General features: G+C 71.6%; 16 protein-coding genes. 6 read left to right on the top strand and 10 right to left on the bottom strand.

What is annotated here, in order from left to right; all coding sequences use genetic code 11:
• The first annotated feature begins 56 nt into the window (after positions 1-56).
• Together ElP_RS19800 and ElP_RS19805 are read left to right on the top strand one after the other, a co-directional pair.
• A complete protein-coding gene (locus ElP_RS19800; RefSeq protein ID WP_197446186.1) occupies positions 57-1217 on the top strand; it encodes a 1-deoxy-D-xylulose-5-phosphate reductoisomerase in 1161 nt (386 codons plus the stop codon).
• Positions 1205-3256 carry a site-2 protease family protein gene (locus ElP_RS19805; RefSeq protein WP_145272219.1) on the top strand — a complete coding sequence of 684 codons (2052 nt, stop codon included), beginning with the start codon at positions 1205-1207 and terminating at the stop codon, positions 3254-3256. Before ElP_RS19800 ends, ElP_RS19805 begins: the two co-directional genes overlap by 13 nt.
• 64 nt (positions 3257-3320) lie before the next feature.
• Here ElP_RS19805 and ElP_RS19810 read toward each other — a convergent pair whose 3' ends face one another.
• The 3 genes from ElP_RS19810 to ElP_RS19820 form a co-directional block, all read right to left on the bottom strand.
• Complete coding sequence (locus ElP_RS19810) at positions 3321-3896, bottom strand: class I SAM-dependent methyltransferase (RefSeq protein WP_197446187.1); 576 nt, start codon at positions 3894-3896, stop codon at positions 3321-3323.
• A gap of 32 nt (positions 3897-3928) precedes the next feature.
• The gene (locus ElP_RS19815) at positions 3929-4228 is read right to left on the bottom strand and encodes a hypothetical protein (RefSeq protein ID WP_145272223.1); all 300 of its coding nucleotides are present in this window, start codon (positions 4226-4228) and stop codon (positions 3929-3931) included.
• Between the two features lie 207 nt (positions 4229-4435).
• Positions 4436-8365 carry a serine/threonine-protein kinase gene (locus ElP_RS19820; protein WP_197446188.1) on the bottom strand — a complete coding sequence of 1310 codons (3930 nt, stop codon included), beginning with the start codon at positions 8363-8365 and terminating at the stop codon, positions 4436-4438.
• A gap of 849 nt (positions 8366-9214) precedes the next feature.
• Between ElP_RS19820 and ElP_RS19825 the strand changes: the two genes are divergently transcribed.
• Positions 9215-9976 (top strand): AIM24 family protein, encoded by a 762-nt coding sequence (locus ElP_RS19825; protein ID WP_145272227.1) that lies wholly within the window; start codon positions 9215-9217, stop codon positions 9974-9976.
• 70 nt (positions 9977-10046) lie between these two features.
• On the opposite strand, the gene ElP_RS19830 is transcribed toward ElP_RS19825, so the two are convergent.
• Positions 10047-12131: an alpha/beta hydrolase family protein gene (locus tag ElP_RS19830; protein ID WP_145272229.1), complete on the bottom strand. Its 2085-nt coding sequence runs from the start codon at positions 12129-12131 to the stop codon at positions 10047-10049.
• Between the two features lie 146 nt (positions 12132-12277).
• Between ElP_RS19830 and ElP_RS19835 the strand changes: the two genes are divergently transcribed.
• The 3 genes from ElP_RS19835 (at position 12278) to ElP_RS19845 (ending at position 15719) form a co-directional block, all read left to right on the top strand.
• Complete coding sequence (locus tag ElP_RS19835) at positions 12278-13582, top strand: Gfo/Idh/MocA family protein (protein WP_145272230.1); 1305 nt, start codon at positions 12278-12280, stop codon at positions 13580-13582.
• A gap of 103 nt (positions 13583-13685) precedes the next feature.
• Positions 13686-14705 carry a ThuA domain-containing protein gene (locus ElP_RS19840; RefSeq protein ID WP_145272232.1) on the top strand — a complete coding sequence of 340 codons (1020 nt, stop codon included), beginning with the start codon at positions 13686-13688 and terminating at the stop codon, positions 14703-14705.
• Between the two features lie 282 nt (positions 14706-14987).
• Positions 14988-15719: a DUF4142 domain-containing protein gene (locus tag ElP_RS19845; RefSeq protein ID WP_145272234.1), complete on the top strand. Its 732-nt coding sequence runs from the start codon at positions 14988-14990 to the stop codon at positions 15717-15719.
• Positions 15720-15979: 260 nt separating this feature from the next.
• On the opposite strand, the gene ElP_RS19850 is transcribed toward ElP_RS19845, so the two are convergent.
• From ElP_RS19850 to ElP_RS19875, 6 genes are all read right to left on the bottom strand, one after another.
• Positions 15980-17434, bottom strand: coding sequence for a DUF1501 domain-containing protein (locus ElP_RS19850; RefSeq protein WP_145272236.1), 1455 nt, complete (start codon positions 17432-17434; stop codon positions 15980-15982).
• 138 nt (positions 17435-17572) lie between these two features.
• The gene (locus tag ElP_RS19855; RefSeq protein WP_145272237.1) at positions 17573-19075 is read right to left on the bottom strand and encodes a DUF1501 domain-containing protein; all 1503 of its coding nucleotides are present in this window, start codon (positions 19073-19075) and stop codon (positions 17573-17575) included.
• 329 nt (positions 19076-19404) lie between these two features.
• Positions 19405-19890 carry a fasciclin domain-containing protein gene (locus ElP_RS19860; protein WP_197446189.1) on the bottom strand — a complete coding sequence of 162 codons (486 nt, stop codon included), beginning with the start codon at positions 19888-19890 and terminating at the stop codon, positions 19405-19407.
• A gap of 137 nt (positions 19891-20027) precedes the next feature.
• Positions 20028-21683 (bottom strand): arylsulfatase, encoded by a 1656-nt coding sequence (locus ElP_RS19865; RefSeq protein ID WP_145272241.1) that lies wholly within the window; start codon positions 21681-21683, stop codon positions 20028-20030.
• 74 nt (positions 21684-21757) lie between these two features.
• Positions 21758-22636 (bottom strand): alpha/beta hydrolase, encoded by an 879-nt coding sequence (locus ElP_RS19870; RefSeq protein ID WP_197446190.1) that lies wholly within the window; start codon positions 22634-22636, stop codon positions 21758-21760.
• A gap of 24 nt (positions 22637-22660) precedes the next feature.
• Positions 22661-24064 (bottom strand): DUF1552 domain-containing protein, encoded by a 1404-nt coding sequence (locus ElP_RS19875; RefSeq protein WP_145272243.1) that lies wholly within the window; start codon positions 24062-24064, stop codon positions 22661-22663.
• Between the last annotated feature and the right edge of the window lie 56 nt (positions 24065-24120).

The following is a 24120-nucleotide window of genomic DNA, read 5'->3' on the forward strand; positions in this document are numbered from 1 at the left end:
GCGACCGGGGGCCGGACGCCCCGGACGCGACCCGATCCGGGGCAGCAAGGGCGCCGATGGCCGATCTTCAGAACGTCGTGATCCTGGGCTCGACCGGCTCGATCGGCCGGAGCGCCCTGAGCGTGCTGGAGCACGACTGCGGGCGGAGGCTCCGCGCCGTCGGCCTGGCGGCCCGGTCGAGCTGGCGGGAGCTGATCGACCAGGCCCGGACGCACCGGCCGAGGTGGGTCGCCCTGACCGACCCCGACTCCGCCTCGCTCGTCGACGGCCAGCTGCGGGGCACCGGCACCGAACTGCTCTCGGGCCGGGACGGCCTGGTGCGGATGGTGCAGGAGCCGGAGGTGGACAAGGTCGTCTCGGCGATCGTCGGCGCCGCCGGCCTGGAGAGCACCTGGGCGGCGTTGGAGGCCGGCAAGGCCGTCGCCCTGGCCAACAAGGAGACCCTGGTGGTCGGCGGCCCGCTGATCACCGCGCTGGCCCGGGAGCGGAACGCCCCGCTGCTGCCGGTCGACAGCGAGCATTCGGCGATCTTCCAATGCCTCCGATCGGGGGAGCCGAGGGAGGTCCGTCGGGTCATCCTCACCTCCTCCGGGGGCCCCTTCCGGGGCAAGACCCGTCGGGAGCTGGAGGGAGTCACGCCGGAGCAGGCGCTGAGGCACCCGACCTGGCAGATGGGGCCGAAGATCACGATCGACTCGGCCACCCTGATGAACAAGGCGCTCGAGGTCATCGAGGCCCGATGGCTGTTCGACCTGGGCCCCGAGCAGATCGAGGTGGTGGTGCACCCCGAGAGCGTCGTCCACTCGATGGTCGAGTTCGTCGACGGCAGCGTGATCGCCCAGCTCTCGCCGCCGGACATGAGGCTGCCGATCCAGTATGCGTTGACCTATCCCGACCGGGTCGACTGCCCGAGCCCCCGGCTGGACCTGTCCCGGGGCTGGGACCTGCACTTCGAGCCGCCCGATCGGGAGACGTTCCCCTGCCTGGAGCTGGGCTTCGAGGTCATGAGGCGGGGGGGCACCGCCGGGGCTGCGCTGAACGCCGCGAACGAGGCGGCCGTGAAGCGGTTCCTGGACCGGGAGATCGCCTTCCTCGACATCCCCCGCGCCTGCCGGGCGGCGCTGGACCATCACGAATATGATCCGAGGCCCTCGCTGTCGACCCTGGGAGCGGTCGACGCGAGGGCCCGCCAGGAGGTCGCGCGTTGGGTACCTTGATCACCGTCTGGACCATCATCAAGGCGGTCCTGGGCATCTCGTTCGTGATCTTCTGGCACGAGCTGGGCCACTTCCTGCTGGCCAAGTGGAACGGGGTCTACGTCAAGACCTTCTCCATCGGCTTCCCGCCGCGGCTGGTCCGGCTGTTCAAGCACCGGGAGACGGAATACGTCCTCGGCTCTGTCCCGCTGGGCGGCTACGTGCACATGCTCGGCGAGGACGAGGGCCAGACCGAGCCCGCCCCCGGGTCCCCCGGCGTCACCGACGCCGAGGGGCAGCCCCGGGCCGACGTGGAGCCCTCGCTGGCGAACCACCCCGGCGCCTTCTTCAACAAGTCGGTCTGGGCGAGGATGGCGATCATCTCGGCCGGGGTGGTGATGAACATCATCCTCGGGGTGCTCTGCTTCGCGGTCGTCTACATGGCGGGGGGGCGGTTGGAGGCCCCGGCCATCCTCGGCGGGGTGGCGGCCGGGGGCCCCGCCTACCGGGCTGGGCTCCAGGCGGGGGACGTGGTGCTCGCCATCGACGGCGAGGAGAACGTCACGTTCGAGGACCTAAATCGGATCGTCGTCCACAGCGGCCCCGAGCAGGTGCTCACCTTCACCGTCGACCGGCCCGGGGTGGCCGAGCCCTTCGACGTGCCCGTCCGCCCCGAGCGGGACCCGATCGAGCAGGTCCCGAAGATCCGGGTCGCCCTGCCCCGGTCGCTGGAGCTGATCGAGTCCGACCCCTTTACGCGCCCACCCGGCATGGACGGCGAGCCAGAGGGCGAGTTCGAGGCGGGCGACCACATCATCCGGGTCGGACCCGCCGGCGAGGAGCCGACCCCGATCGACTCCCCCGTCGCGCTGGATCGGCTGCTCGACGAGTACCGGGACGCCCCGCTGACGTTCGTCGTCTCCCGAGATCCCCCCGAAACGGGGTCGAACGCCGAGGAGAACGACGGGTCGCCCGAGGCGGGCGGGGCGAACGTCATCGAACGGGCCCGGATCACGGTGCCCCCGAGCCACTTCGTCGACTTCGGGTTCCGGCTGAACCCCGGCCCGGTGGTCGCCCTCCGGGAGGGGTCGCCGGCAGCCGAGGCCGGGCTGGAGGTGGGAGACCTGATCGTCGCCGTCGACGGCAACCCCGACTACGACCCGATGCGGCTGCCCGAGCAGGCCGCCGACCGGGTCGGCTCGACGCTCATGCTCACCGTCGTCCGGGAGGGCGAGGAGGTCAGCCTGACGGTCACCCCGGTCGAGGGGGAGTCCTGGAGCCGGGCGATCTCGCCCGACTCCCCCCTGAACGTGGACGCGATCGGCCTGGCGATGCGGGTCGAGCCCGAGGTGGTCGCCGTGCGGGAGGGCTCTCCCGCCGCCGAGGCCGGGCTGAAGCCCGGGGACTCGATCGCCGGCCTCCGCTTTTCCTGGCCGAAGGATGAGGGGGAGGAGGAAGCCAGGGTCGAGGATTTGACCTTCGGCGAGGCCGCCTCGTGGGTCTACGCCTTCGACTTCGCCCAGAACTTCCGGGCCGAGTCGATCGAGCTGAGGGTCGAGGGCCGGGAGGCGCCCGTGGCCATCTCGCCCGAGGTCGCCGCCGACTGGTACTACCCCGATCGCGGGGTCCGGCTCCAGCTCGACGTGGTGCCGATCCCGCCGATGGCGGTGGCCGACGCCCTGAATCGGGCCGGCACCGAGACCCTGGAGGTGATCGGCTCCTTCTACACGCTGCTGCAGCGGCTGGTCGAGGGCCAGGTCGGCACCAAGGGCCTCTCCGGGCCGATCCGGATCGCCAAGGCCTTCTACGACTTCGCGGGGGTGAACTTCGTGGAGTTCCTCTGGTTCCTCGGGTTCATCAGCATCAACCTCGCCGTGGTCAACTTCCTGCCCATCCCGCCGCTCGACGGCGGCCGGATGGTCTTCCTCATCGGCGAGGCCGTCCGGGGCCGCCCCCTGCCCGAGTCGTGGCAGGCATTGCCCACCTACCTCGGCCTGTTCTTCCTGCTGGGGCTGATGGCCTTCGTCCTGATCCAGGACACGATCGTGACGTTCTTCTGACGCCGGCCCGGCCGATCTCCCCCCCGCCCCGAAACGCGGCGGGGGGCGATCGGCCGGACCCCTCCTATCGCCCGAGGAGGACGGCCGTCTGCTTCCCGTAAGCTTCCTGAGTGATGGAATGGATGCGGAAGTGCCGTCCCCAGTGCCGGCGGATGTAGTCGATGTCGTAGAACACCTGGGCGGAATTGGGCCCCCGGTTGATCGTGAACATGGTGAACGTCCCGTCGCTCACCCCCGATCGCTCGACGAACTCCCGGAGCATGTCCGAGAGCCAGGCCGGCCCGGCCGCCCCCGACAGGAGGAGCTCCATTGAATGGTTGTCATGGATTATTATGTATAACCGAGCATTCTCTCGGGCGATCCGCTTCAGCTTTAGCAGCCAGAAATCCGCGAGGTCCGCGATGTGGGTGAAGACCGAGCCGCAGTAGATGAGGTCGAAGGAGCGGTCCTCGAAGGGGAGGTGGGGGAACGTGGTCGTGGTGGCGAAGTTGAACGGCGGACTCAGGTGCTGCTGGCACCAGGTGATGTGCTCGGCATTGATGTCGACCCCCCAGATTTCGCACCGGCCCGCGACGTCCTCGAAGTAGCGGATCATCCTGCCGGAGGCGCAGCCGAAGTCCAGGATCCGCTGCCCCGGCACGATCGGAGATCCCGATTGCGCGACCAGATCCCTCATGATCCGGACCTGGGTCGCCCCCCCCCGAGGTACTGTTCGGGGGTCTGACCGTACCCCTCCCAGAGGCCGGGGGGCGGGACGGGGAGGCCGTCGCGTTCGCCCACCTGCCGCTCGGCCGGCGCCTCGATGATGTAATTGCCCCGGCCTCCCTCATAGGGGAGGAACTTCGCGGCGACCGCAGGTTCCTCGATCAGTAGCGGCCCGGCCACCTCCCTCAAGCGGCCCGGGAGCACCCCGGATTCGTAGATGAGCGCGTCCGCCGGGCGTTGCAAGGCCCGCTTCACGAGCTTCTTCATGCCATCCATCCGGGTCCCCTTCGGGCAAGGTGTCGCGACCGAAGCCGAATGGCTCAGATGCTACTCCGGCCGGGACATTCGCTCAACGGCCCGACCCTCTCGCGGTCGCCCATCGGCGAGCGGGCGGACCGGTCGGCGATCAACCGACCGCCGACGGGGACCGATCGGCCGGCCCGGACGACATCCGGACGCCTTGCCCTGTTGGGCTCAGGGCAGGCCGGGGAAGTACCGCCGGATCCGGTCGAGCACCTGGACGCCGGGCCGTATGGTGGGGCCCTCGGCGAGGGTCTCAGGGCCGGGGGGGCGGGGGATCCGGTCGAGGTCGGGGCCGAGGTCGGAGGCGAGCCCGTCGGGGTCGAGGCGGAGGTCGTCGGGGTCGAGGGACGGGGGGGAGGTCGACGGGCCGTCGTCGTCGAGGAATCCGGCGTCGCCGTGGCGGGCGTCGACCTCGCTGCGGCCGACGAACAGCCGCCACTCGTCCCGGTCGAGCACCTGGGGCAGGATGTCCAGTCGGGCGGTCTGGTCGCGGCGGTACTCGTCGACCAGGTGATAGGCGACCTCTCGGCTCTCGACGACCCGGATGCGGTCGCCCAGGGTGCCGAGCTCGCCCTGGCCGTCGACCAGGAACAGGGCGCCGCCGTCGGGGCCGGTGGTCAGGACCGACTCCCGGGCCGAGACCACGGCCAGGGGCAGCTCGGGCTGGTCCGGGGCGCTGTCGAGGCGGACGATCCCCCCTCGGGAGACGACCGTCACGCGGCGGAGCTCCAGCACCAGCCTCGGCTCCGGGGCCGAGGAGGCCGCGAGCCGCCCCCCCGCCGCCGAGGCCCTGCCGTGGCCGACCAGGAGGCTGCCGCCGCAGGAGACGACGGAGTTGGAAAGCTCGACCTCACCCCGGGCCCCCGAGGCGACCTCGACCACGTCGTCCGAGCAGCGGATCAGGCTGTCGATGACCCGGACCCCGGCGACCCCACCCCCCGCGCGGAACGGTTCCGGAGGCGAGCCGGCCTCGCCCGGCTCCTCGGCGAGCAGTCGGACGGCGGCGGAGGGGACGGGGCCGTCGACGGTCACTGAGCAGCCGGTCAGGTCGAGCGTGGCCTCCGGGGCAAGCCCGAAGGCGGCCCAGGGGCCGGGGGGCGGGGCCTCGTCCGACCCGACCAGGAGGTCGACGCCCCTCAGCCGAAGCTCGCCGCCCCGCTCCACCCTGAGCATCGTCGACCAGCCTCCCGTGCCGGCGGGGGCGACCGGGTCGGCGAGGAAGCGGAGCAGCGGCCGGGTGGGGCCGGGCTCGGCGAGGATCTCGACGATGCCGGAGCCGGGGACCGCCTGGGGAGGCAGGTCGATCCTGGCGCCGGCGGCCAGCAGGAGCACGCCGCCCTTGGGGCCAAGCCTTCCCAGGCGGTCGACGAGCCCGGCTGCCGTCCGGATGGGGGCGTCGGCGTCTGATCCGGCCGCGTCCGGGAGGCCGGTTGGCATCGCCTCGGCCGTCGGCAGCATCGGGGGGGCGGCCTGGCGTCGGCCGCCGTCGGCCCCGGGTCGGGACGAGTCGGTTGAGGCGAACGAGCGGAACGCGGGGGGGGCTTCCCCCTCGACCGGCTCGAGGCGTCGGGGGCCCGGGGAGGTCGGCGGGGCGGCGAACGCGCCGACGCCGGACGGCTCCCCGACGCCGGGGGCCAGCGTCATCGGGCCGAGGTCCATCGGGTCGGGATCGAAGCCGGTCAGGCGGGCCGGGTCGGGCTGCCGGGCGTCCGAGGCCACGGTGGGCTCGACCGGCTCGATCGGGCCGGCCGGCCCCCGACGGGCGCCGACGACCGAGGGGGCCGGGCCGTTGCCGGCCCCGTCGCCGGGGGGGAGGGCGGCCGATGCCGGCCGGAAGGCCAGGGAGACGGGCAGGTCCCGGGCGAGGGCGGCGCCGGGGTCGTCCTCGACCCAGACGTGCTGGGTCGAGTCCTCCGAGCGGACCTCGCCGATCGAGGAGCCCCCGGCCCAGGCGTCGAATTCGAAGATCCGCGGGTGGTCGGAGGAGGGGTCCGAGGGCTGGAGGTAGACGCCGATCCGCGCGTAGAGGTTGCCGAAGCCCATCCAGTGGAGCCGGTCGGGGTCGTCGATGGCCACCAGGGTCGTCCGGCCGGAGCCGGAGTCGAGGGCCCGGGGGGGGGCGACGAGCAGGTCGGAGGCCACGACCTGGATCGCCGTGCCGTCGAACCGGAAGACCGGCTCGGCCCCGGCGACGAGGCTGACGTGCTCCATCTCCAGGCGGGCCCGGACCGGGGGCCCGGACGAGGAGGCGGGCGTCGGCATCACCTCGAAGCCGAAGTCGGGGATCGTCGAGCCCGAGGGGCCCGCCCCATTGTTGAACCAGATGGCCGGGCCCCGGCAGGCGATCGAGCAGTCGCCGAGGCCCAGCGTCACCGGCCCCCGGGCCGAGACGCCGACGCGCCCCCCTCCCAGCGTGCAGGTCTCCAGACGGACCGGCATCCGCCCGGCCTCGACGGCCATCGCGGGGGATCGCGACGAGGCGCCCGGCCCGATCGGGGGCACGGGCGCGATCAGCTCGATCGCGGCCGGTCGGCCCGCCCCCCTCACCTCGCAGCGGCTGAGCGTGAGGGCCGTCCCCTCGGCCCGGACGGCGGGGCCGGCGGAGGAGCCGGCCTCGCCGAGGTCGAACGTCAGCCCCTCGATCGTCACCCGGCCGCCCTCGAAGTGCAGCAGCGGGCCGGGGTCGAGCGCGAACTCGTCCGGGGAGTCGGGCTGGAGGACCGGTCGGGTGTCGTCGGCGGCCCGGATCGTCAGGTCGGCCCGAATCGGCCCGGGGCCCGGCGCGGTCGACAGCCGGTAGGGGCCGTTGTCGGCCAGCTCGATCGTTGAGCCGGGGGGTTCGGACCGCAGGACCTTGCGGAGGTCCTCGTCCGACCGGACCCGACGCACCCGGGCCGGCAGGTTCGGCGTCGACGGCTCGGCGGCCGATCGGGAGGAGGTGGCCGAGGCGAGGTCGGGCCCCGTCCCGGTCGTCGTCGGCGCGGCGATCGCCCCGCGATCGGCCCCGGACGCGCCGACGTCCGGCCGGGCGTCGGCCGGGCGGGGCACGGCGGGGGGGTTGAACTCGGCGGGATCGGGGGTCAGCCCCAGCAGCGGATCCCCATCGGGGTCCCTCCCCATCCAGACCAGGGTCGCGACGATCATGCCCAGGGCCGCGGCCGGCAGGCCCCAGAACAGGTGGCGCTCCCAGCCGGGGGCCCGGGGGGCGGCGCTCATCCAGACCAGGCCCTCGGGGCTGATCGACCGCAGGCCGAGCGCCCCGGCCAGGGTGAGCAGGTCCCGGACGAGTTGCTCGGGGCTCTGGTAGCGCCGGTCGGGGTCCTTGGCCATCAGCTTCAGGACGATCGCCGCCAGGTCGGCCGGGACGGCGGGGTTGAGCCCCCGGACGTCGGGCGCGGGCTCCTCTCGGTGGCTGAGGAGCTTCTGCAGCACCGTACCGCCGGGGAAGGGCGGCTGGCCGGTGAGCATGTGGTAGATGGTACAGCCGAGGGAGTAGAGGTCGCTGCGGACGTCGACGGAGCGGGGGTCCCGGGCCTGCTCGGGGCTGATGTAGTCGAAGGTGCCCAGGGTCATGTTGCTCTGGGTCAGTCCGTCGTCGGCCCCCTCGCGCTCGAAGCGACGGGCCAGGCCCATGTCCACCAGCTTCGCCCGGCCGTGCGCGGTGACGATGATGTTCGACGGCTTGATGTCGCGGTGGACCACGCCCCGCTCCGAGGCGTGCACCAGGGCCCCGGCGATCTGCAGGGTGAAGTTGATCGCCTCGGCCACCGGCAGCGGCCCGTACCGCTCGACCCGCTGGCGGATGGTGGTGCCGTCGATGTACTCGAAGGCGATGTAGTGCAGGCCCTTGTCCTGGCCGATCGTGTAGACCCGGGCGATGTTCTCGTGGTCGAGCCGGGCGGCGGCCCGGCCCTCCTGGTAGAAGCGGCGGACGTTCTCGGCCTCGAACGCCTGGCCCGGCGGCAGGACCTTCAGCGCGATGAAGCGGTCCAGCCGCACGTCGAGGGCCCGGAAGACCGCCCCCATGCCGCCGACGCCGATGGCTTGCTGGATCTCGAACGAGTCCAGCCGGTCGCCGTTGCCCGGCAGCCCGGCCTCCATCGGCCCCCGGCCCCCACCCCCGTTCCCGGAGGCCGACCCGATGCCCCTCCGGCTGCCGGACCCGGAGGGCGAACCCTGCCCCGATCCCGACTCCGAACCGGGGCCCGATTTCGAGGTGCCCGCCCCGCGCAGCACGGTGGGAGACTCGTCGAGGACCGGATCCGAGCCGTCCCCCGCGGGCCGATCGGCCATCGGGGGCCAGCTCCCGGTCGCCGAAGGCGAGTCCTCGGGCCTCGGCGGTCTGGGCGGGTATTCCTGCATCGGGCCGTCTCGCGGGGAGGACGGATCGGGTCGAGTGCGGCTCGGATGGTCGCAGTCCATTGCGCCCACGATGCGTGAGCGACGTGCGCGGACGGGAAGCGTGGCCTCAGGCACGTCGAAGCCCACCGTGTAACTCTAGTCGGAGCGGCGAGGGGAGTCAACCGCCGTTGCCGAACCCATGATCCGGCCAGGATCTCGGTCAAATGCTGGGGAAACGAGTCCTGCCGCCCCGGGGGTCCGGGTCGTCGATCGCACCGGACCGGGGGCCCGGTCCGTCGCGGCCGTCGGGGGCGTGCCCGTCGCCGGCGGACTCGGGGCGGGTGCCGGGCAGTACGAGCGGGACCCGCCAGGTTCGGGAGTCGGCTTGAACGTCCCGCGGCCGGTGACGTGATCGATCCGGTGAGTGTCGAGCCCCCGGTCGTCAGCCCTCGGATCCTCGTCGGGGGTGCCTTGCGGGTCGTCGTGGTCCCCCACGTCGACGCGCCGACGGCCGCTTGACCGGGATCGGGGGCCGTCCGAAGATGTCGCCCGGCGACGCGACGCGCACCGATCACTTCACCGGCATCCGCCGATGATCGAGAGGAATTCATGGCCCAGGACCCCTTCGGCATCCCGTCAGACGCCGACGACCCCTTCGAACTGGCCGATTCCTCCGGGGGCCCGGTGCGACGGGAAGACGGCCCGGTGCCACTGACGATCCTCGGCGACATCGCCCAGCGGGCCCGGCTGGACCTCGAACCGGGCGATGCGATCTGGGCGAGCAAGGGTTCGATCATGGCCTATTCCGACGCCGTCCGCTGGCGGCTCCGGGTGCCGGGCGGCGTCGGCGGGGCCGTGAAGCGCTCGCTGGCCGGCGAGGGCCTGACGCTGACCTACATCGAGTCCGATCGTCCCGGCTACGTGCTGCTGGCAGCGAATGCGCCGGGCCGGATCGGCATCTGGGATCTAACCCACGGGCCGATCATCGCCACCCGGGGCTCGTTCCTGGCCGCCTGGGGGGAGCGGGTCGACATCACCGTGACCATCGCCCGGCGCGCCGGTGCCGCGTTCTTCGGCGGCGCGGGCCTGTTCCTCCAGAAGGTCTCCGGGGTCGGTCGGGTGCTGGTGCACGGCAGCGGAGACTTCGACGAGCGGGTGCTCGCCCCGGGAGAGCGCCTGCTCGTCAGCTCGGGCAACCTCGCGGCGTTCTCCCACTCGGTCGACTACGACATCCAGGGGGTCGGCGGGTGTTCGAAGATGCTCTTCGGCGGCGAGGGGATCTTCATGACCCGGCTCACCGGCCCCGGCCGCGTGCTGCTCCAGAGCCTCAAGCGCGGCAACGCCGTGCAGAGCTCCGGCCGGGGCGGCTGAGCGGGGTCGCCGAGGTCGGCGGGGCCCGAGTCGCCCGGGCCCGACCGTCCGACCGATCAAGCGTCCCGGGTCAGGCGGTCGCCCCCCTCGGCTCGATCAGATTGAGCCCCCTGGCCTCCAGGACTCGGTAGCAGTCGGGGAGGTCGAATGCCATGAGCACGCCGGGGAGCAGCGAGGAGAGGGGCCAGTCGTACTCCTCGGCCTCGGCGATGTCGGAGAAGGATGCGGGTGCGTGCTTGAGCGTCACGGCCTTGATCGCGTCCCCCTCGGCCAGCACGGCGGCGAGGGTGGTGGGGATGGTCCCCCAGCCCCGGGAGGCGAGGTGGACTTCGGCGTGGCCGATGGACCGGAGCCAGTCCAGGAGCCCCAGCACGTCGAGCGCCCGCTGCGCCGGGACGGGGCGGCCGAGCATCAGGCCGTGCGAGGCGTAGAAGTAGTCGTTGCCGTAGGGGGTGAAATACGAATCGATCCCGCAAGTGTTGGGGCGGGATTCGCCGATGCCCCGCACGTCGCAGGCGTAGAGGGCGGACTCGGGCTCGGCGGCGATCAGCTCACGGATCAACGGCTCGTCGCGCAATTCGGCATCGGCGGATTTGTCGGAAATGTAGAGGATCGCGCGGGTCGCGTCGGCGGGGGGCCGGGACTGGTGGGCCCGGTCGTAGAGGCGGTAGGCGATCGCCTCGATCCCCGGCTCGGTCGGCACGGCGTAGACGCCGATGCTCGGCTTCGGGTAGCCCCGCCCGGAGATCGGCCGGAGGATGCGATAGGGTGGGAGCGGCCGGGCCCCGGGCCCCGGGACGAGCGAGGCGACCGCCGCCCGGGTGGCCTCGGCGTCGAGCCCGCCGCGGTCCCCTGCGAGCCGTTCCGACTTCTCCCGGGTGAAGGCGACGACCGACTTCGACCCCATCGCCGCCACCTGGCCCTCGGGGGTGCACCTGAGCGCCTCGACCGGCTCGATCGTCAGTCCGGGCTCGGTCGATCCGTCGGCCGAGCCGGTCGCCCGGTTGAACCAGCCGTACATGGCCTCCCGGTTCTCCTGCGAGTAGCCGTGCTCGGTGGGGCCGACGAACAGGCCGATGTTCTCGGGGGCGCCGAGCAGCGTGTAGAGCCGCTTCAGGCGGCGGTGGGCGAGGATCGAGCCCCGGACGTCGAAGTAGTCGCGTTCCTTGGCGAGGATGATCACCGGCTTGGGCGCCATCGCGGCGAGGAAGTCCTCGTGGTCGAGCCCCAGCTCCAGGGCCCGGGGCGGGCACTGCTCGATGTCGGCCGGCAGCTCGTTCTCCAGGTTGCGGCGGAAGCTGGTGACGAAGCAGCTCGGCGCCCCCATGGCCCAGCGGCCCTCCAGGCCGCAGAGCCAGGTGGTCATCGTGCCGCCCCCCGAGTTGCCGGTGACGCCGATCCAATCGGGGTCGACCTCGTCCCGGGTCAGCAGGTAGTCGAGCGCCCGGATGCCGTCCCAGGCCCGCCACGCGCCGAGGTTCTCGCCCACGAGCAATTGTTGATTCCCCGCCAGCAGGTGCTCGTGGACGCCGGCGCCGACGCTCGACCCCAGATCCGCGCCCGGGTACTGGAGCCGCTCCCCCTGGCCGATGGGGTCAATGATGAGGCAGACGTAGCCGAGCCGGGCCAGCCCCTGGGCGAAGCTCTGGTACGGCTCGGCCGCCTTGCCCTCCGTCGAATGCCCGCAGGTGCCGATCACCCCGGGGAGCTTGCCCGCCCGACCCGTCGGGACGTAAATGTTCCCCGTCACGAGGAAGCCGGGGCGGCTCTCGAAGATCACGTTCTCGACCCGGTAGCCGTCCCGGTCGATCGAGCCGGTCACCCGGGGGTTCAGCGGCGTCCGCCCGGGCATCGGGCCGAAGCACTCGGCGATCCGTTCCCGGACCGAGGCCACGTGCCGCTCGGCGTCTTCCTTCGTCTCCAGCTCGCGGAGGGCCCGGACGCGGGCGGCGTCGAGGGCCCGGACGCGGTCGACGTAGAAGTCCTGGAGCATCCGGGGGAAGCGGTTGAGGATCGGCCGGTCGCCGTCGTCCTGGATGGGGCCGGCGAACGCCCGGGAGGCGCCGGGGGCCCGGGCCAGCGACCAGGCCATCGCCATCGCGGCGCCGCCGCGGGCGAAGTCGCGTCGGGTGAAGGTGCATTCGCGTGAGGACATGACGGAATTCTCCGGTCGATCGGGAGTTGTGTGCCGCCGGGGCCCCGGCGCCTTCACAGCGGGCATCGGCGGTAGTCTAATGCGGTTGAGGCACTCGTCGCCAAGGGTCACCCCCGCCGACTTCGATCCCCGAAGGAGTTCTCGCCATGCCCCGGCCGTTGCCGATCGCCGTGCCGACCCGCCGCCGCTTCCTCCGCTCGACCCTCGCCGCCGGGCTGACGCTCGCGGCCGCGCCCATGGCGTTCGGCCGGGCCCGTCGGGTCGGGCCGAACGACCGGATCACGTTCGGGGTCATCGGCGTGGGGATCCAGGGGAGGGGCCTGGCCGTCCGGATGGCGAGGAGGCCCGACGCGCAGGTCGTCGCCGTGGCCGACGTGGTGGACATCCGACGGGACGACGCGAAGGCCCGGATCGAGAAGGCGACCGCCGACCGGGACGGCTCCGCCTCGCACACCGGCTGCGACGTCTACCACGACTTCCGGGAGCTGCTCGCCCGGGACGACCTCGACGCCGTCATCATCGCCACCCCCGACCACTGGCATGCGATCCCCTGCGTCATGGCCGCCGACGCGAAGAAGCACATCTACTGCGAGAAGCCGCTGACGCACAACATCGCCCAGGGCCGCACGATCGTCGACGCCGTGGCCCGCAACGGCATCACGTTCCAGACCGGCAGCCAGCAGCGAAGCCCCGGCGAGTTCAGCGGCAACTTCCCCCGGGCCGTCGAGCTGGTCTGGAACGGCCGGATCGGTGAGGTGAAGACGATCCGGGTCGGCGTCGGCGGCCCCCCCAAGCCGGTGGACCTCGCCGAGGAGCCGGTTCCCGAGGGGACCGACTGGGACTTCTGGGTCGGCCCCGCCGCCTTCCACCCCTACAACGAGATCCTCTGCCCGAAGGGGGTCCACGACCACTTCCCCGACTGGAGGGGCTACGCCCCATACGGCAATGGCGGCATTGCCGACATGGGGGCCCACCACTTCGACATCGCCCAGTGGGCCTTGAAGAAGCACGAGTCCGGCCCGGTCTCGATCATCCCCCCGGAGGGGGACGACACCTCGGGGCTCCGATTCGTCTACGACGACGGCGTCGAGATGATCCACGGCGGGCCCGACGACTGCACCTTCGAGGGGACCGAGGGGATCATCCGCGTCGGCCGATCGAAGTTCGAGACCGAGCCCGAGTCCCTCGCCGGGCCCCTGCCCGAGGGCGCCGAACGCGTCGACGCCGAGGGCGACCACTACGACAACTTCCTCGCGGCGATCAGGGGGGAGGCCCGCCCCGTCGCCCCCGCCGAGGTCGGCCACCGGACCGCCAGCGTCTGCCACCTCGGCGTGATCGGCTACACCCTCCGTCGCCCCTTGACCTGGGACCCCGACGCCGAGCGGTTCGTCGACGACGACGAGGCGAATGCGCTCAGGACCGAGGAGTACCGCCGGCCCTGGTCGCTCTGAGCGGGCCTGGTCGCCGGGCGGCGTCCGGCCCGACTGCCTCCGAAACCGCGGTTCGTCCCGAGCTTCCGTCACCCCTCACCCGAGATCGAATCGAGGATTCCCAATGCTTCGCACCCCCGTCCGAACCGCCCTGCTCTCCCTCACGCTCCTCGGCACGACCGCCGCCGCCGAGGATCCCTGGGTCGTCTACGAGGGGGGAGAGGGCCCCGGGAAGGGCACGCGCATCGTCCTCGTCTCGGGAGACGAGGAGTATCGCTCCGAGGAGGGCCTGCCGCAGCTTGGCAAGATCCTGGCGACGCGCCACGGGTTCACCTGCACGGTGCTGTTCGCGATCGACCCGGAGACCGGCGAGATCGACCCGAACAACATCCGGAACATCCCCGGGCTGGAAGCGCTGGAGGATGCCGAACTGATGATCATCGCCGCCCGGATGCGCGACCTTCCCGACGAGCAGATGAGACACGTCGTCGACTACGTGGAGTCCGGCCGGCCGATCATCGGCATCCGGACCGCGACCCACGCCTTCAAGCTTCCGGGGGATTCGACCTTCGGCCACTACTCCTGGGACAGCAAGGCCCCCGGCTGGGAGGGCGGCTTCGGCCGGAAGGTGCTGGGAGAGACGTGGATCAGCCACCACGGCGCCCACGGCAAGGAGAGCACCCGCGGGGTCGTCGCCCCCGACGCGGAGGGCCACCCGATCACCCGGGGGATCGACGACGGCGACATCTGGGGCCCGACCGACGTGTACGGCGTCCGACTCCCTCTGCCGGGGGATAGCCAGCCGATCATCCTCGGCCAGGTCCTCGGCGGCATGAGTCCCGAGGACCCTCCCGTCGAGGGGGAGAAGAACGACCCGATGATGCCGATCGCCTGGACGAAGACCTTCGACGGCGCCCGGGTCTTCGCCACCACCGCCGGCTCGTCGGTCGACCTGGAGAGCGAGGGACTGCGTCGCCTCCTGGTCAACGCCTGCTACTGGTGCCTCGGGATGGAGGGACAGATCCCGGAAGGGGGCACCGAGGTCGACCTCGTCGGCGAGTACGCGCCGACCCCGTTCGGCTTCAACGGCTACACCCGGGGGGTGACGCCGTCGGACCTGGCGATCGAGGGCCCGGGCCGCTGACCGGCCGGCCGAGGTGGTCGAGTCCAGCTCGTTCCTCTCGCTCCGATCCCCCGGGGTGAGGGAGGTCCCTCTCCTCCAGAGCGCCGATTTCCCCCCAACCCCGCCCGTCGGGAGTGGGACGGGATCGTCGTCCGCGATTGCTCCGCGTCGGCCCCGGCTTTGCGTCAACGGTTCCGCCGATGCTCACGCATTCCCCGAGAGCAGCCCGGCCGGGGCCCCTCGACGAGGGCCGCAGGAGCGGCACCGGGGCCCCGGCCGATCCCAGGGACCGAGGACGACGAGATGATGAAGCGATTGACCCTCCTGGCCGCCGCCTTCACGCTGGCAGCGACCCCCGCCCTGACGACCTTCGCCCGCCAGCAGGACCCCGCCCCTGCCGGCCGGTCGCCCACTCAGCAGCCCGAGGAGGCTCGACGCGGCCTCCAGACGAAGGGCCAGGCCCAGCCCGGTCAGCAGCAGGCCCAGCCCGGTCAGCAGCAGGCCCAGCCCGGACAGGTGCAGTCCCCCCAGGGGATGAATGACCAGCTGTTCGTCATGGCCGCCGCCGAGGCGGGCATGGGCGAGATCGGCATCAGCCAGCTGGCGATGCAGAAGTCGCAGGACCAGCAGGTCCAGCAGTACGCCGATCAGATGATCCAGGACCACACCCAGGCCAACCAACAGCTCATGCAGCTCGCCCAAGCCAAGGGGATCGAGGTCCCCCAGCGTCCCGGCCTGAAGGACACCGCCTCGGCCATGGCCCTGGCCGTCTGCGACTCCTCTCAGTTCTCGCAGGAGTTCTTCAAGCAGCAGGAGGCCGCGCACATCCTGGCCATCGGCCTGTTCAAGGCCGAGTCCCAGCACGGCCAGGACCCCGAGATCCGGGAGTTCGCCCAGACCACCCTGCCCAAGCTGGAGCAGCACCTCCAGATGGCCCGCCAGAATCAGGGCGGCGGTCAGGGCCAGCCCGGTCAGTCGCAGTCCGGCCAGGGCCAAACCGATGACCTCGGCGCCCCGACCGGCGACACGCCCTGAGCGGCCCGGGTCGGGACCGACCTACTACCGCCCGATCGATCCTCCTGGTTTCGGTCCCGGTCCCCCGATCGGGGCCGGGACCAGGCCTCGGAAGGGTTCGGGCGGAGTCAGACCATCGAGTCCAACGAGCGACCGGCTCGTGCGGGTCGACGGCCGTCGGATTGAACTCGTCATGGCCGATGAAACGGCGGATGCCGGATGGCCAATGCCCGATGCCCGGGCGAGTCACGGCGATCTGGCATCCGGCATCCGGCATCGAATCAGAACAACTCCCCGATCGGTCCACCCTTGTCGACGATCGGCCGGGGGCGGCCGTCCATCTCCTCGTAGTGGGCGTCGAGGGGCACTCCCATGTGGCGGTAGATGGTGGCGGCGAGGTCGCCGGGGGTGACGGGGCGGTCCTTGATGTGGCCGCCGTCGGGCATGGACGCGCCGATCACCTGGCCGTGCCTCAGGCCGCCGCCGGCCAGGCACATCGACATGAGATGGGGCCAGTGGTTCCGGCCGTCGGTGCTGCCCTGCGTGCCGATCATCGGCGTCCGGCCGAACTCTCCCATGGCGATCACGAGCACGTCGTCGAGCATCCCGAGCCGGTCCAGGTCGCCCACCAGAGTGGTGATCAGGTGGTCGAACAGCGGCAGGAGCGGGCCCAGGCCGTTCTTGATGCCGCCGTAGGGCGGGATGTTGTCGCCGTGGGTGTCCCAGGTGCCCGAGGCGGTGTGGTAGCTCAGATCCAGCGTCACGAACGACGACCCGGCCTGCACCAGTCGACGGGCCAGCAACGCCTGCTGGAGCCAGAGGTGCTTGCCGAATCGGTCCCGGACCTGCTCCGGCTCCCGGTCCAGGTCGAAGGCGTCCCGGGCGCGTCGGCCGGCGAGCAGCTCGACGGCCTGCCGGCCGTAGTCGTCCATCGCGTCGACCTCGGCGTTGGACTCGACGGCCTCCCTCACGTCGTCGAACCGCTCCAGCAGCGAACGGCGGCTCCGCACCCGGCCCTCGTCCAGGCCGTTGGGCATCCGGAATAGCTCGGCGCTGCTCATCCGGCCGGTGTCGACGCCGACGTTGGAGTAGATCGGCAGCTTCGCCGCCTGGTTGGCGATGAATGGGTCGTATTCCTTCCCGAGCACCCCGGCATGGGCGATGTGCGACCGGGAGGTCTGGAACGCGACGTAGGGCGGCATCGCCGGGTGATTCGCCCCCCGGTGCTTGGCCACGACCGAGCCGATCGCCGGGTAGGAATCTCCCCTCGGGTTGATCCGGGGCGCCGCCTCCAGGTTGCCGGTCTGGAAGACCTTGTTCGGCTCGTGGTTGCTGTGGGTGGGGTCGACCGACCGGATGATCGTGAACTTGTCGAGCATCGCCGCCTGCTTCGGCAGGTGCTCGCAGATCGAGACGCCCGGCAGTGCCGTCTGGATCGTGCCGAAGGGGCCCCGGTTCTCGTAAGGGCTGTCGGGCTTGGGGTCCCAGGTGTCGATCTGGCTGGGGCCTCCGGCCATCCAGAGGAGGATGACCGCCTTGTTCCCGGCGATCGGCGTCCCCCTGGCCGACGCCTCAGCCCGATACTGGAGGAGGCCCGGCAGCGTCAGCCCGGCGATCCCGGCCATGCTCGCCTTGAGCAGGTTGCGGCGGGATTGGAGCATTAGCCCCTCGCGACGCATCGCGTTGAAGTGTTCGAAGGCGTGCCGGTGGCCGTGGCCTCGGTTCCCGGTGGTCATGGGCGGCTCCCGATTCGGCTGGGCTCCGGCCCACGCGTCGGGTGGCCGGGTGGGGGGAGATCTCGGGGAGATCGACTCGATCGGACGAGGCGGATCGGGAGAGGACCGCGCCGGGTCGGGTCGAGTCGGGAGGGTCGGTCAGGCGAGGGCCTCGGCGATGACCTCGGCCTCGGGCACCAGTGGGAGCGGGCGTCCCTGGCGGTCGGCCCATCCGGAGGCGGGGTCGATGCCGAGCTGGTGCAGGATCGTCGCGAGGACGTCCTTGGGGGAGATCGGCCGGTCGAGCGGGTCGGAGGCGATCCGGTCGGAGGAGCCGACCACCCTCCCCCGGGCGATCCCTCCCCCCGCCAGTAGCAGGGAATAGCAGCGGGACCAGTGGTCGCGACCGCCTCCCTGGGCGTGGCTGATCCGGGGGGTCCGGCCGTGCTCGCTGAGCACGGCGACGAGCGTCTCGTCCAGCAGGCCTCGGCGGTCCAGGTCCAGCAGCAGGCCGGAGAGGGTCTGGTCGAGTCCCGGCAGCAGCTCGTCCTTCATGCGGGGGTAATGGTCCCAGTGCGTGTCCCAGCCCGTGCCGGCCAGGCCGTATTCGTCCCAGAAGACGGAGACGAACCGCCCCCCGGCCTCGACGAGGCGCCTGGCGGTGAGGCTCGCCTGGCCGAAGAGGGTCATGCCGTAGAGGTCCCGGGTCTCGGCGGATTCCTCCGACAGGTCGAAGGCCCGGGCGAGGTTGCCCGACTGCATCATGCCCATCGCCATCGACCGCTGCTCGTCGACGCCCAGACGATCCCATTGCCGGTCCAGTCCCGGCCGGGCGGCCTCGATCTGCTCCAGCAGCGACCGACGCCGGTCCAGGCGGTCGAGCGTCAGCTCCGGGGGCCGTCCGGTCACTTCGGCCAGGCGGAACCGGCCGCCGGGGTCGATGCCGCGGTACGGCTCGGGTCCCTCCCAGACCTTGTTTACCAGGGTCTTCCGAGCGGAGACGGTCCCCTGCCCTTCGAACTCGGCCCAGACCGGGTCGAACGACGGGCCGAGGAACCCGCCGTAGGGCCCCGCCCGGGCGACCTCACCGACCCGTCGGGTGCTGAATCCCCAGGGCAGGCCGATGTTCCGGGGCACCGGTGGGACCGCACCCTCCGGCGCGCCTCGCCGGTCCATGTAGTCGACCGCCGAGCCGAGGTAGGGCCAGTGGCCGGCGTCCCTCGGGTTCAGCTCCATCGGCAGCTCGATCCGGGGAATCGCCGTGGTGGCGAAGGCCACGCCGTGGATCGGATACGGGTGCGTCACCGACCGCAGAACGGTGACCTTGTCCATCACCCGGGCCATCCTCGGCAGGCCCTCGCCGAGGTCGAGCCCGGGCATCACGCTGGGGATCGTCCCCAGCTCCCCCCGGACCTCCGACGGTGCCCCGGGCTTGGGGTCGAACGTCTCGATCTGGCTGGGAGCCCCGTACAGGTAGAGCAGGATGCAGGATTTCGCCTTTCCGAACCCCGGCAAGGTTCGAGTCCCCTCGGAGGCTGCCGCCGGCACCGCCCCCCCGCCCGACAGGCCCAGCCCCAGCAGGCCGAGCGAGCCGACCTGCAACAGGTCGCGCCGGGTCAGGCCGTCGCACAGCCGCTTCGGACCGCCGAGGACTCGGATCATCGGGGCGGACCTCCCCAGGGTCGGTACGGGTCGGTGTTCGACGGGTGTTGAACACGCCTCGTTTTAACAGGCGAACGGCCCGAGGGGAAGGCGTCACGGCGCATTCCCCCGGATCGACGCCGGATCGATCCGCCGGATGCGCGCACCTCAAGGTCGGCCCCGGCCGGGCGATCGTTGGGATCGCCCGGCCGGGGCCGACTTCGAGGTGCGAGATTCCGAGTGGGGGATTCCGGCGGATCAGGCCGGGGGCATCAAGACGGCGTCGATCGCGTGGATGAGGATTGGGAGGGTGACCGGCCGCCGATCGGGCCGGTCGTCGGACCGGGGGATTACTGTTCGGGGGGCAGGAGCACGGAGTCGATCACGTGGATGACGCCGTTGGTTGCCGGCACGTCGGCCTTCACCACCCGGGCCTTGCCGACCATGAGCATCTCGCCCCGACCGGAGATGGGCAGCGGGCAGCCTTCGAGCAGGGTCTTGACCTCCGAACCGGCCGCCTTCTTCGCGTCCGAGGCCATCACTTCCTGCGGGATGACGTGGAACTTCAGGATCCGGGCCAGGCCCTCGGGGTCGCCGGCCAGGGCGTCGGTGGTGCCCTTGGGCAACTTGGCGAAGGCCTCGTCGGTGGGGGCGAAGACGGTGTAGGGCCCGCCCTCCTCGAGCGCCTTGTCCAGGCCGCTCAGCTTCAGGTAGGAGTAGAGGGTCTGGAAGTTGGGCTCCTCGGCGACGTACTCGACGAGGCTCTTGGAGGCCTCCTGGGCGGCGGCCGGCGAGGCGAGGGCGAGGGCCAGGATCGGCGCGACGAACGGATGCATGGTGATTCCTCTTGCGGTTGCGAGTGCGAGGCGGTGGGGATCGGCCCGAGCCATCCCGGGCCGCCCGACGGCCGACCTCCCTGGGGGACGGCTCGCCATCGCATGAACTCGTGCCGCAAGCCCGATGCCGAGGGGAGTCACTCCGGGGTCGGCTCGACGAGGTCCCGGGCCGCCCAGGCGTCGTAGAGCGCCGACAGTTCGGCCACGAGATCCGGCCGTTCGACGGCCCGGTCAACCGTCTCGGTCCGGTCCTCGGCCAGGTTGTAGAGCTGCCAGGGTCGACCGGACGGGGCGATCAGCTTCCAGCCCCCCCGTCGCAAGGCCCGAGACCCGAAGTGCTCCCAGTAAAGTACGTCGTGCCCCTCGCGATGTCCTCCCCGCAGGATTGGGACGAGGCTGAGGCCCTCCATCGGGGCGATGGCCCGCCCCTCGAACGTGGTGGGATAGGAGGCCCCGGCGAGGTCGACGCAGGTCGCCATCACGTCGATGACGTGGCCCGGTTGCGCGGTGATCGTGCCGCCCTCGACGCCGAGCCCGGCGGGCCAGTGGGCGATCAGGGGGGTGCAGATGCCCCCCTCGAACGTCTCGGCCTTCCAGCGCCTCAGCGGCGTGTTCACGGCGTTGGCCCACATCGGCCCGATGCCGGCGAAGGTGGTCTCGGGGCCGGGGAGGACCTCCTTCTCCGTCGTGTAGACGACCTCACGTCCGTCCCTGGTGTGCGAGGGCCGGTCGAAGCCGGGACGCCCGGGGACCTCGGGGCTCGCGCCGTTGTCGGAGAGGAAGAGGATAAGGGTGTCTTCAAGCCTCCCCTGCTCTCCCAGGGCGTCGAGGATGCGGCCGATGCCCCGGTCCATCCGGTCGACCATCGCCGCGTGGACCGCCATCGCCCGGGCCTCCCACGGCTGGTGGGGGTTCTCGTCCCAGGATCGATCGGGCTGCACCCGGGGAGGGAGCGGGGCGGTCTCCGGGTCGATCAGGCCGAGGTCGATCATCCGGCGGTATCGGGAGTCACGGAGGGCATCCCAGCCGTCGGCGTAAGTGTCGGCGTAGCGGTCGATGTCCTCGGGAGGGGCGTGGAGCGGCCAGTGTGGTGCGGTGTGGGCGACGTAGAGGAAGAACGGCCGGTCGTCGTCGGCCTGCGCGATCATGCGGGCGGCCTCGTCATTGATCGCGTCGGTGTAGTAGAAGCCTCCGGGGACGGCCTCGACCGGCTCGGTGCCCCGGACGAGGCTGAAGGGGTCGAAGTAGTCGACCACGCCCCAGATCGTGCCGAAATGCGCGTCGAAGCCGCGGTTGACGGGGTAGGTAGCCGGGTCGGAGAACGGGCCGAGGTCGAGCCGATGGCCGACCCATTCCGCGTTCCGGGGCCCGTCCGGCGTGAGGGACAGGTGCCACTTGCCGACCATCATCGTCTGATAGCCGGAAGAACCGAGCACCTCGGCGATCGTGACCGTGTCGTCCCGCAACGTGCCCCGGTAGCCAGGCTGACCCGCGTCGAACGTCATGCGGCCGACCCCGGCGCGGTGGGGATAGAGGCCGGTCATCAGTGAGGCCCGGGTCGGGCAGCACCGGGACGTATTGTAGAACTGCGAGAACCTCAGCCCCGCGGCGGCGAGGCGGTCGAGGTTCGGCGTGGCGATCTCGCCGCCGAAGCAGCCGAGGTCGGAATAGCCGAGGTCGTCGGCCATGATCAGGACGATGTTCGGCCGGTCGTCGGCTCGGACGCCGCCGATCATCGCGAGGATCGACCAGGACACGAACGAGACGGTTTGCCATCGGACGCGCAAACGCATGGGCACCCTCCCCTCCGGATCTACACCGCGGGGCCCATTCTCGGGTTTCCGGAGGGCGGGGGCCAGTGGCCTGCTCAGAGTCCCCGGCCGTCCTCGGCGACCGTGGTGGGATCGAGGATCCCGGTGTCGGCCAGCCAGTCCGCCAGGCGATCGGGCCAGGTCTTGATCGAATTCAAGCGGGAGCGGTTGCCCATGTTGAAGCCGTGACCTCCCCGGGCGAGGACGTGCGCCTCCACCGGGGCCCGCGCGTCGCGGTACTGCCGGAACAGCGAGTCGATGACCCTGGCGGCCCCCCGGTCGTCGTTGGCGACGAGCAGGAAGGCGGGGGGGGCGTCGGAGGGGACGGCCTCCGGCAGGCCGATCGGGCCGGGGTAGACCTGCACGAGGAAGTCGGGCCGGGCGTGGATCCGTTGGATGGGATCGCTCGCAGCCGGATCCGCGCCGGACGGGCCGAAGGCGACCATCGAGGCCACCTCGCCCCCGGCCGAGAACCCCATGATGCCGACCCGATCGGGGTCGACCCCCCACTCCCCCGCCCGGCTCCGGACGAGTCGCATGGCGCGGAGCCCATCCTCCCGAGCGTGTTCCTCGATCGCATAGGGCGAGCCTTCTTCGCGGGCGAGCCGGTACTTGAGCACGAAGGCGGCCACGCCGATCCCGTTGAGGAACTCGGCCGCCTCCACCCCCTCGGCGTCGTAGACCAGCAGGCGGTGGCCGCCGCCGGGGCAGATGACCATTGCGGCGCCTGTCGCCTCGCCTTCGGGGGGGAGGAAGGCGGTGATCGTCGGATTGTGGACGTTGCGGACCCAGTAGTCCTGGGCCTCTTCCGGTTCGTCCCGACGCCCCTCGGATCCCGGTGCCCCCTCGGACCAGAGGGGGATGACCACGGGATCCTCCGAGACGGCCACCGTCGACGCGGATAGCAGCAGGAGCGAGAGCATCGGGGCGGTCATCGCGGTGGTCCCGTCGTGGTCGGATCAGAGATTGCCGAGGCGGTCGGTCGAGTCGCCGAACCGGGGGAGGTCGGACACGCCCATCCGGTCGGCCATGCCGAGGAACAGGTTCGACATGGGCTTGGAGCGATGATTGACGTATCGGCCGGCGGTCAGGGTGCCGCCGCCGCCCCCGGCGAGCAGGACGGGGAGGTTCTCGTGGGTGTGGCGATTGGAGTCGGCGTTGCCGCTGCCGTAGACGATCATCGAGTTGTGCAGCAGGGAATTGCCGTCGGCGTCGGGCGTGTCGCGGAGGCGGCGGAGGAAGCCGGCGAACTGCTGGATGTACCAGCGGTCGATGTCGGCGAGCTTGTCCATCCACTCCTGCCGGTTCTGGTGATGCGACAGGTCGTGGTGCCCCTCGGGCACGCCGATGAAGTCGAACGAGCGGTTGCTGCCGTCGTGGGACAGCAGCAGGGAGGCGACCCGGGTCGAGTCGGTCTGGAAGGCGAGCAGCATCATGTCGAACATGAGCCGGACGTACTCGGCGAAGTCGGGGGGGACGCCCGGCGGGGTTGCGATGCCGGGATCCTCGACCGGGCCGAATTGCTCGGCCTTCTCGATGCGGCCCTCGATCTCCCGGACGCCGGTGAGGTACTGGTCCAGCTTCGGGCGGTCGTCCGAGCCGAGCCGACGCTGCATCGACCGGGCCTCGTCCATGACGAAGTCGAGCACCGAACGCTGCTCCTGCCGCCGGCGCTGGAGGTTCGCCCAGCGCTCGCCGGGGGAGCCCTCGCCGAAGAGACGCTCGAAGGCGAGCCGGGGGTTGGACTCGGGGGCCATCGGCGTCGTCGGCGAGGACCAGGAGATGTTGAACTGGTAGGCGCAGGCATAGCCCGAGTCGCAGGCCCCCGACCGTCGGCCCGGCTCGCAGGACAGCTCCAGCGAGGGGAACCGCGTCAGGTGGCCGATCCGGCGGGCGATGACCTGATCGATCGAGACGCCGGCCCGGATGTCGGTGGCGCTCTTGTTCAGGCGGACGCCGGTGAGGAAGGTGCCGTTGCCCCGGGCATGGTCGCCGGCACCGTCAGGGCCGCCGTCGGCGGTGGTGTGGTCCAGCCCCCCGAGGACCTGGACGAGGTCGCGGACCTCCTCCAGGGGTTCCAGCGTCCGACTGAGCCTCAGGTCCGCCCCGCTCCCCTCGGACTCGGGCCACCAGGCCTTCGGAATGGCCCCGTTGGGGAAGAAGACGAAGGCCGATCGCAGGGGGGCCCCGGTCGTCGCCGTCGCCAGGCCGTCCCCGGCGGCGGAGGCCGAGGCGGCCAGCGCCCCGGTGGTCTTCAGCGATGCGAACGCCGGAAGGGCCACGCACGCCCCCAGGCCTCGGAGGAACCCTCGACGGCTGACTCCGGCGGGATCGGGCCTGGTGCGGTCAGTTCGATCGGACATCGCGTGTCCTCCTTCGCTTCGGTTCGATTCATCGGTTTCGAGGCGGAAGGGCCCGG

The sequence above is a fragment of the Tautonia plasticadhaerens genome (assembly GCF_007752535.1).
In the GTDB taxonomy this organism is placed as follows: Bacteria; Planctomycetota; Planctomycetia; order Isosphaerales; family Isosphaeraceae; genus Tautonia; species Tautonia plasticadhaerens.

Bases quoted from the DNA above. Each gene is read 5' to 3' on its own strand.
- ElP_RS19855 (WP_145272237.1), bottom strand. From the start codon at position 19,075: ATGATCCGAGTCCTCGGCGGTCCGAAGCGGCTGTGCGACGGCCTGACC.
- ElP_RS19850 (WP_145272236.1), bottom strand. From the start codon at position 17,434: ATGACCACCGGGAACCGAGGCCACGGCCACCGGCACGCCTTCGAACAC.
- ElP_RS19800 (WP_197446186.1), top strand. From the start codon at position 57: ATGGCCGATCTTCAGAACGTCGTGATCCTGGGCTCGACCGGCTCGATC.
- ElP_RS19820 (WP_197446188.1), bottom strand. From the start codon at position 8,365: ATGGAGGCCGGGCTGCCGGGCAACGGCGACCGGCTGGACTCGTTCGAG.
- ElP_RS19840 (WP_145272232.1), top strand. From the start codon at position 13,686: ATGCTTCGCACCCCCGTCCGAACCGCCCTGCTCTCCCTCACGCTCCTC.
- ElP_RS19830 (WP_145272229.1), bottom strand. From the start codon at position 12,131: ATGTCCTCACGCGAATGCACCTTCACCCGACGCGACTTCGCCCGCGGC.
- ElP_RS19845 (WP_145272234.1), top strand. From the start codon at position 14,988: ATGATGAAGCGATTGACCCTCCTGGCCGCCGCCTTCACGCTGGCAGCG.
- ElP_RS19865 (WP_145272241.1), bottom strand. From the start codon at position 21,683: ATGCGTTTGCGCGTCCGATGGCAAACCGTCTCGTTCGTGTCCTGGTCG.
- ElP_RS19875 (WP_145272243.1), bottom strand. From the start codon at position 24,064: ATGTCCGATCGAACTGACCGCACCAGGCCCGATCCCGCCGGAGTCAGC.
- ElP_RS19835 (WP_145272230.1), top strand. From the start codon at position 12,278: ATGCCCCGGCCGTTGCCGATCGCCGTGCCGACCCGCCGCCGCTTCCTC.
- ElP_RS19870 (WP_197446190.1), bottom strand. From the start codon at position 22,636: ATGACCGCCCCGATGCTCTCGCTCCTGCTGCTATCCGCGTCGACGGTG.
- ElP_RS19825 (WP_145272227.1), top strand. From the start codon at position 9,215: ATGGCCCAGGACCCCTTCGGCATCCCGTCAGACGCCGACGACCCCTTC.
- ElP_RS19815 (WP_145272223.1), bottom strand. From the start codon at position 4,228: ATGAAGAAGCTCGTGAAGCGGGCCTTGCAACGCCCGGCGGACGCGCTC.
- ElP_RS19860 (WP_197446189.1), bottom strand. From the start codon at position 19,890: ATGCATCCGTTCGTCGCGCCGATCCTGGCCCTCGCCCTCGCCTCGCCG.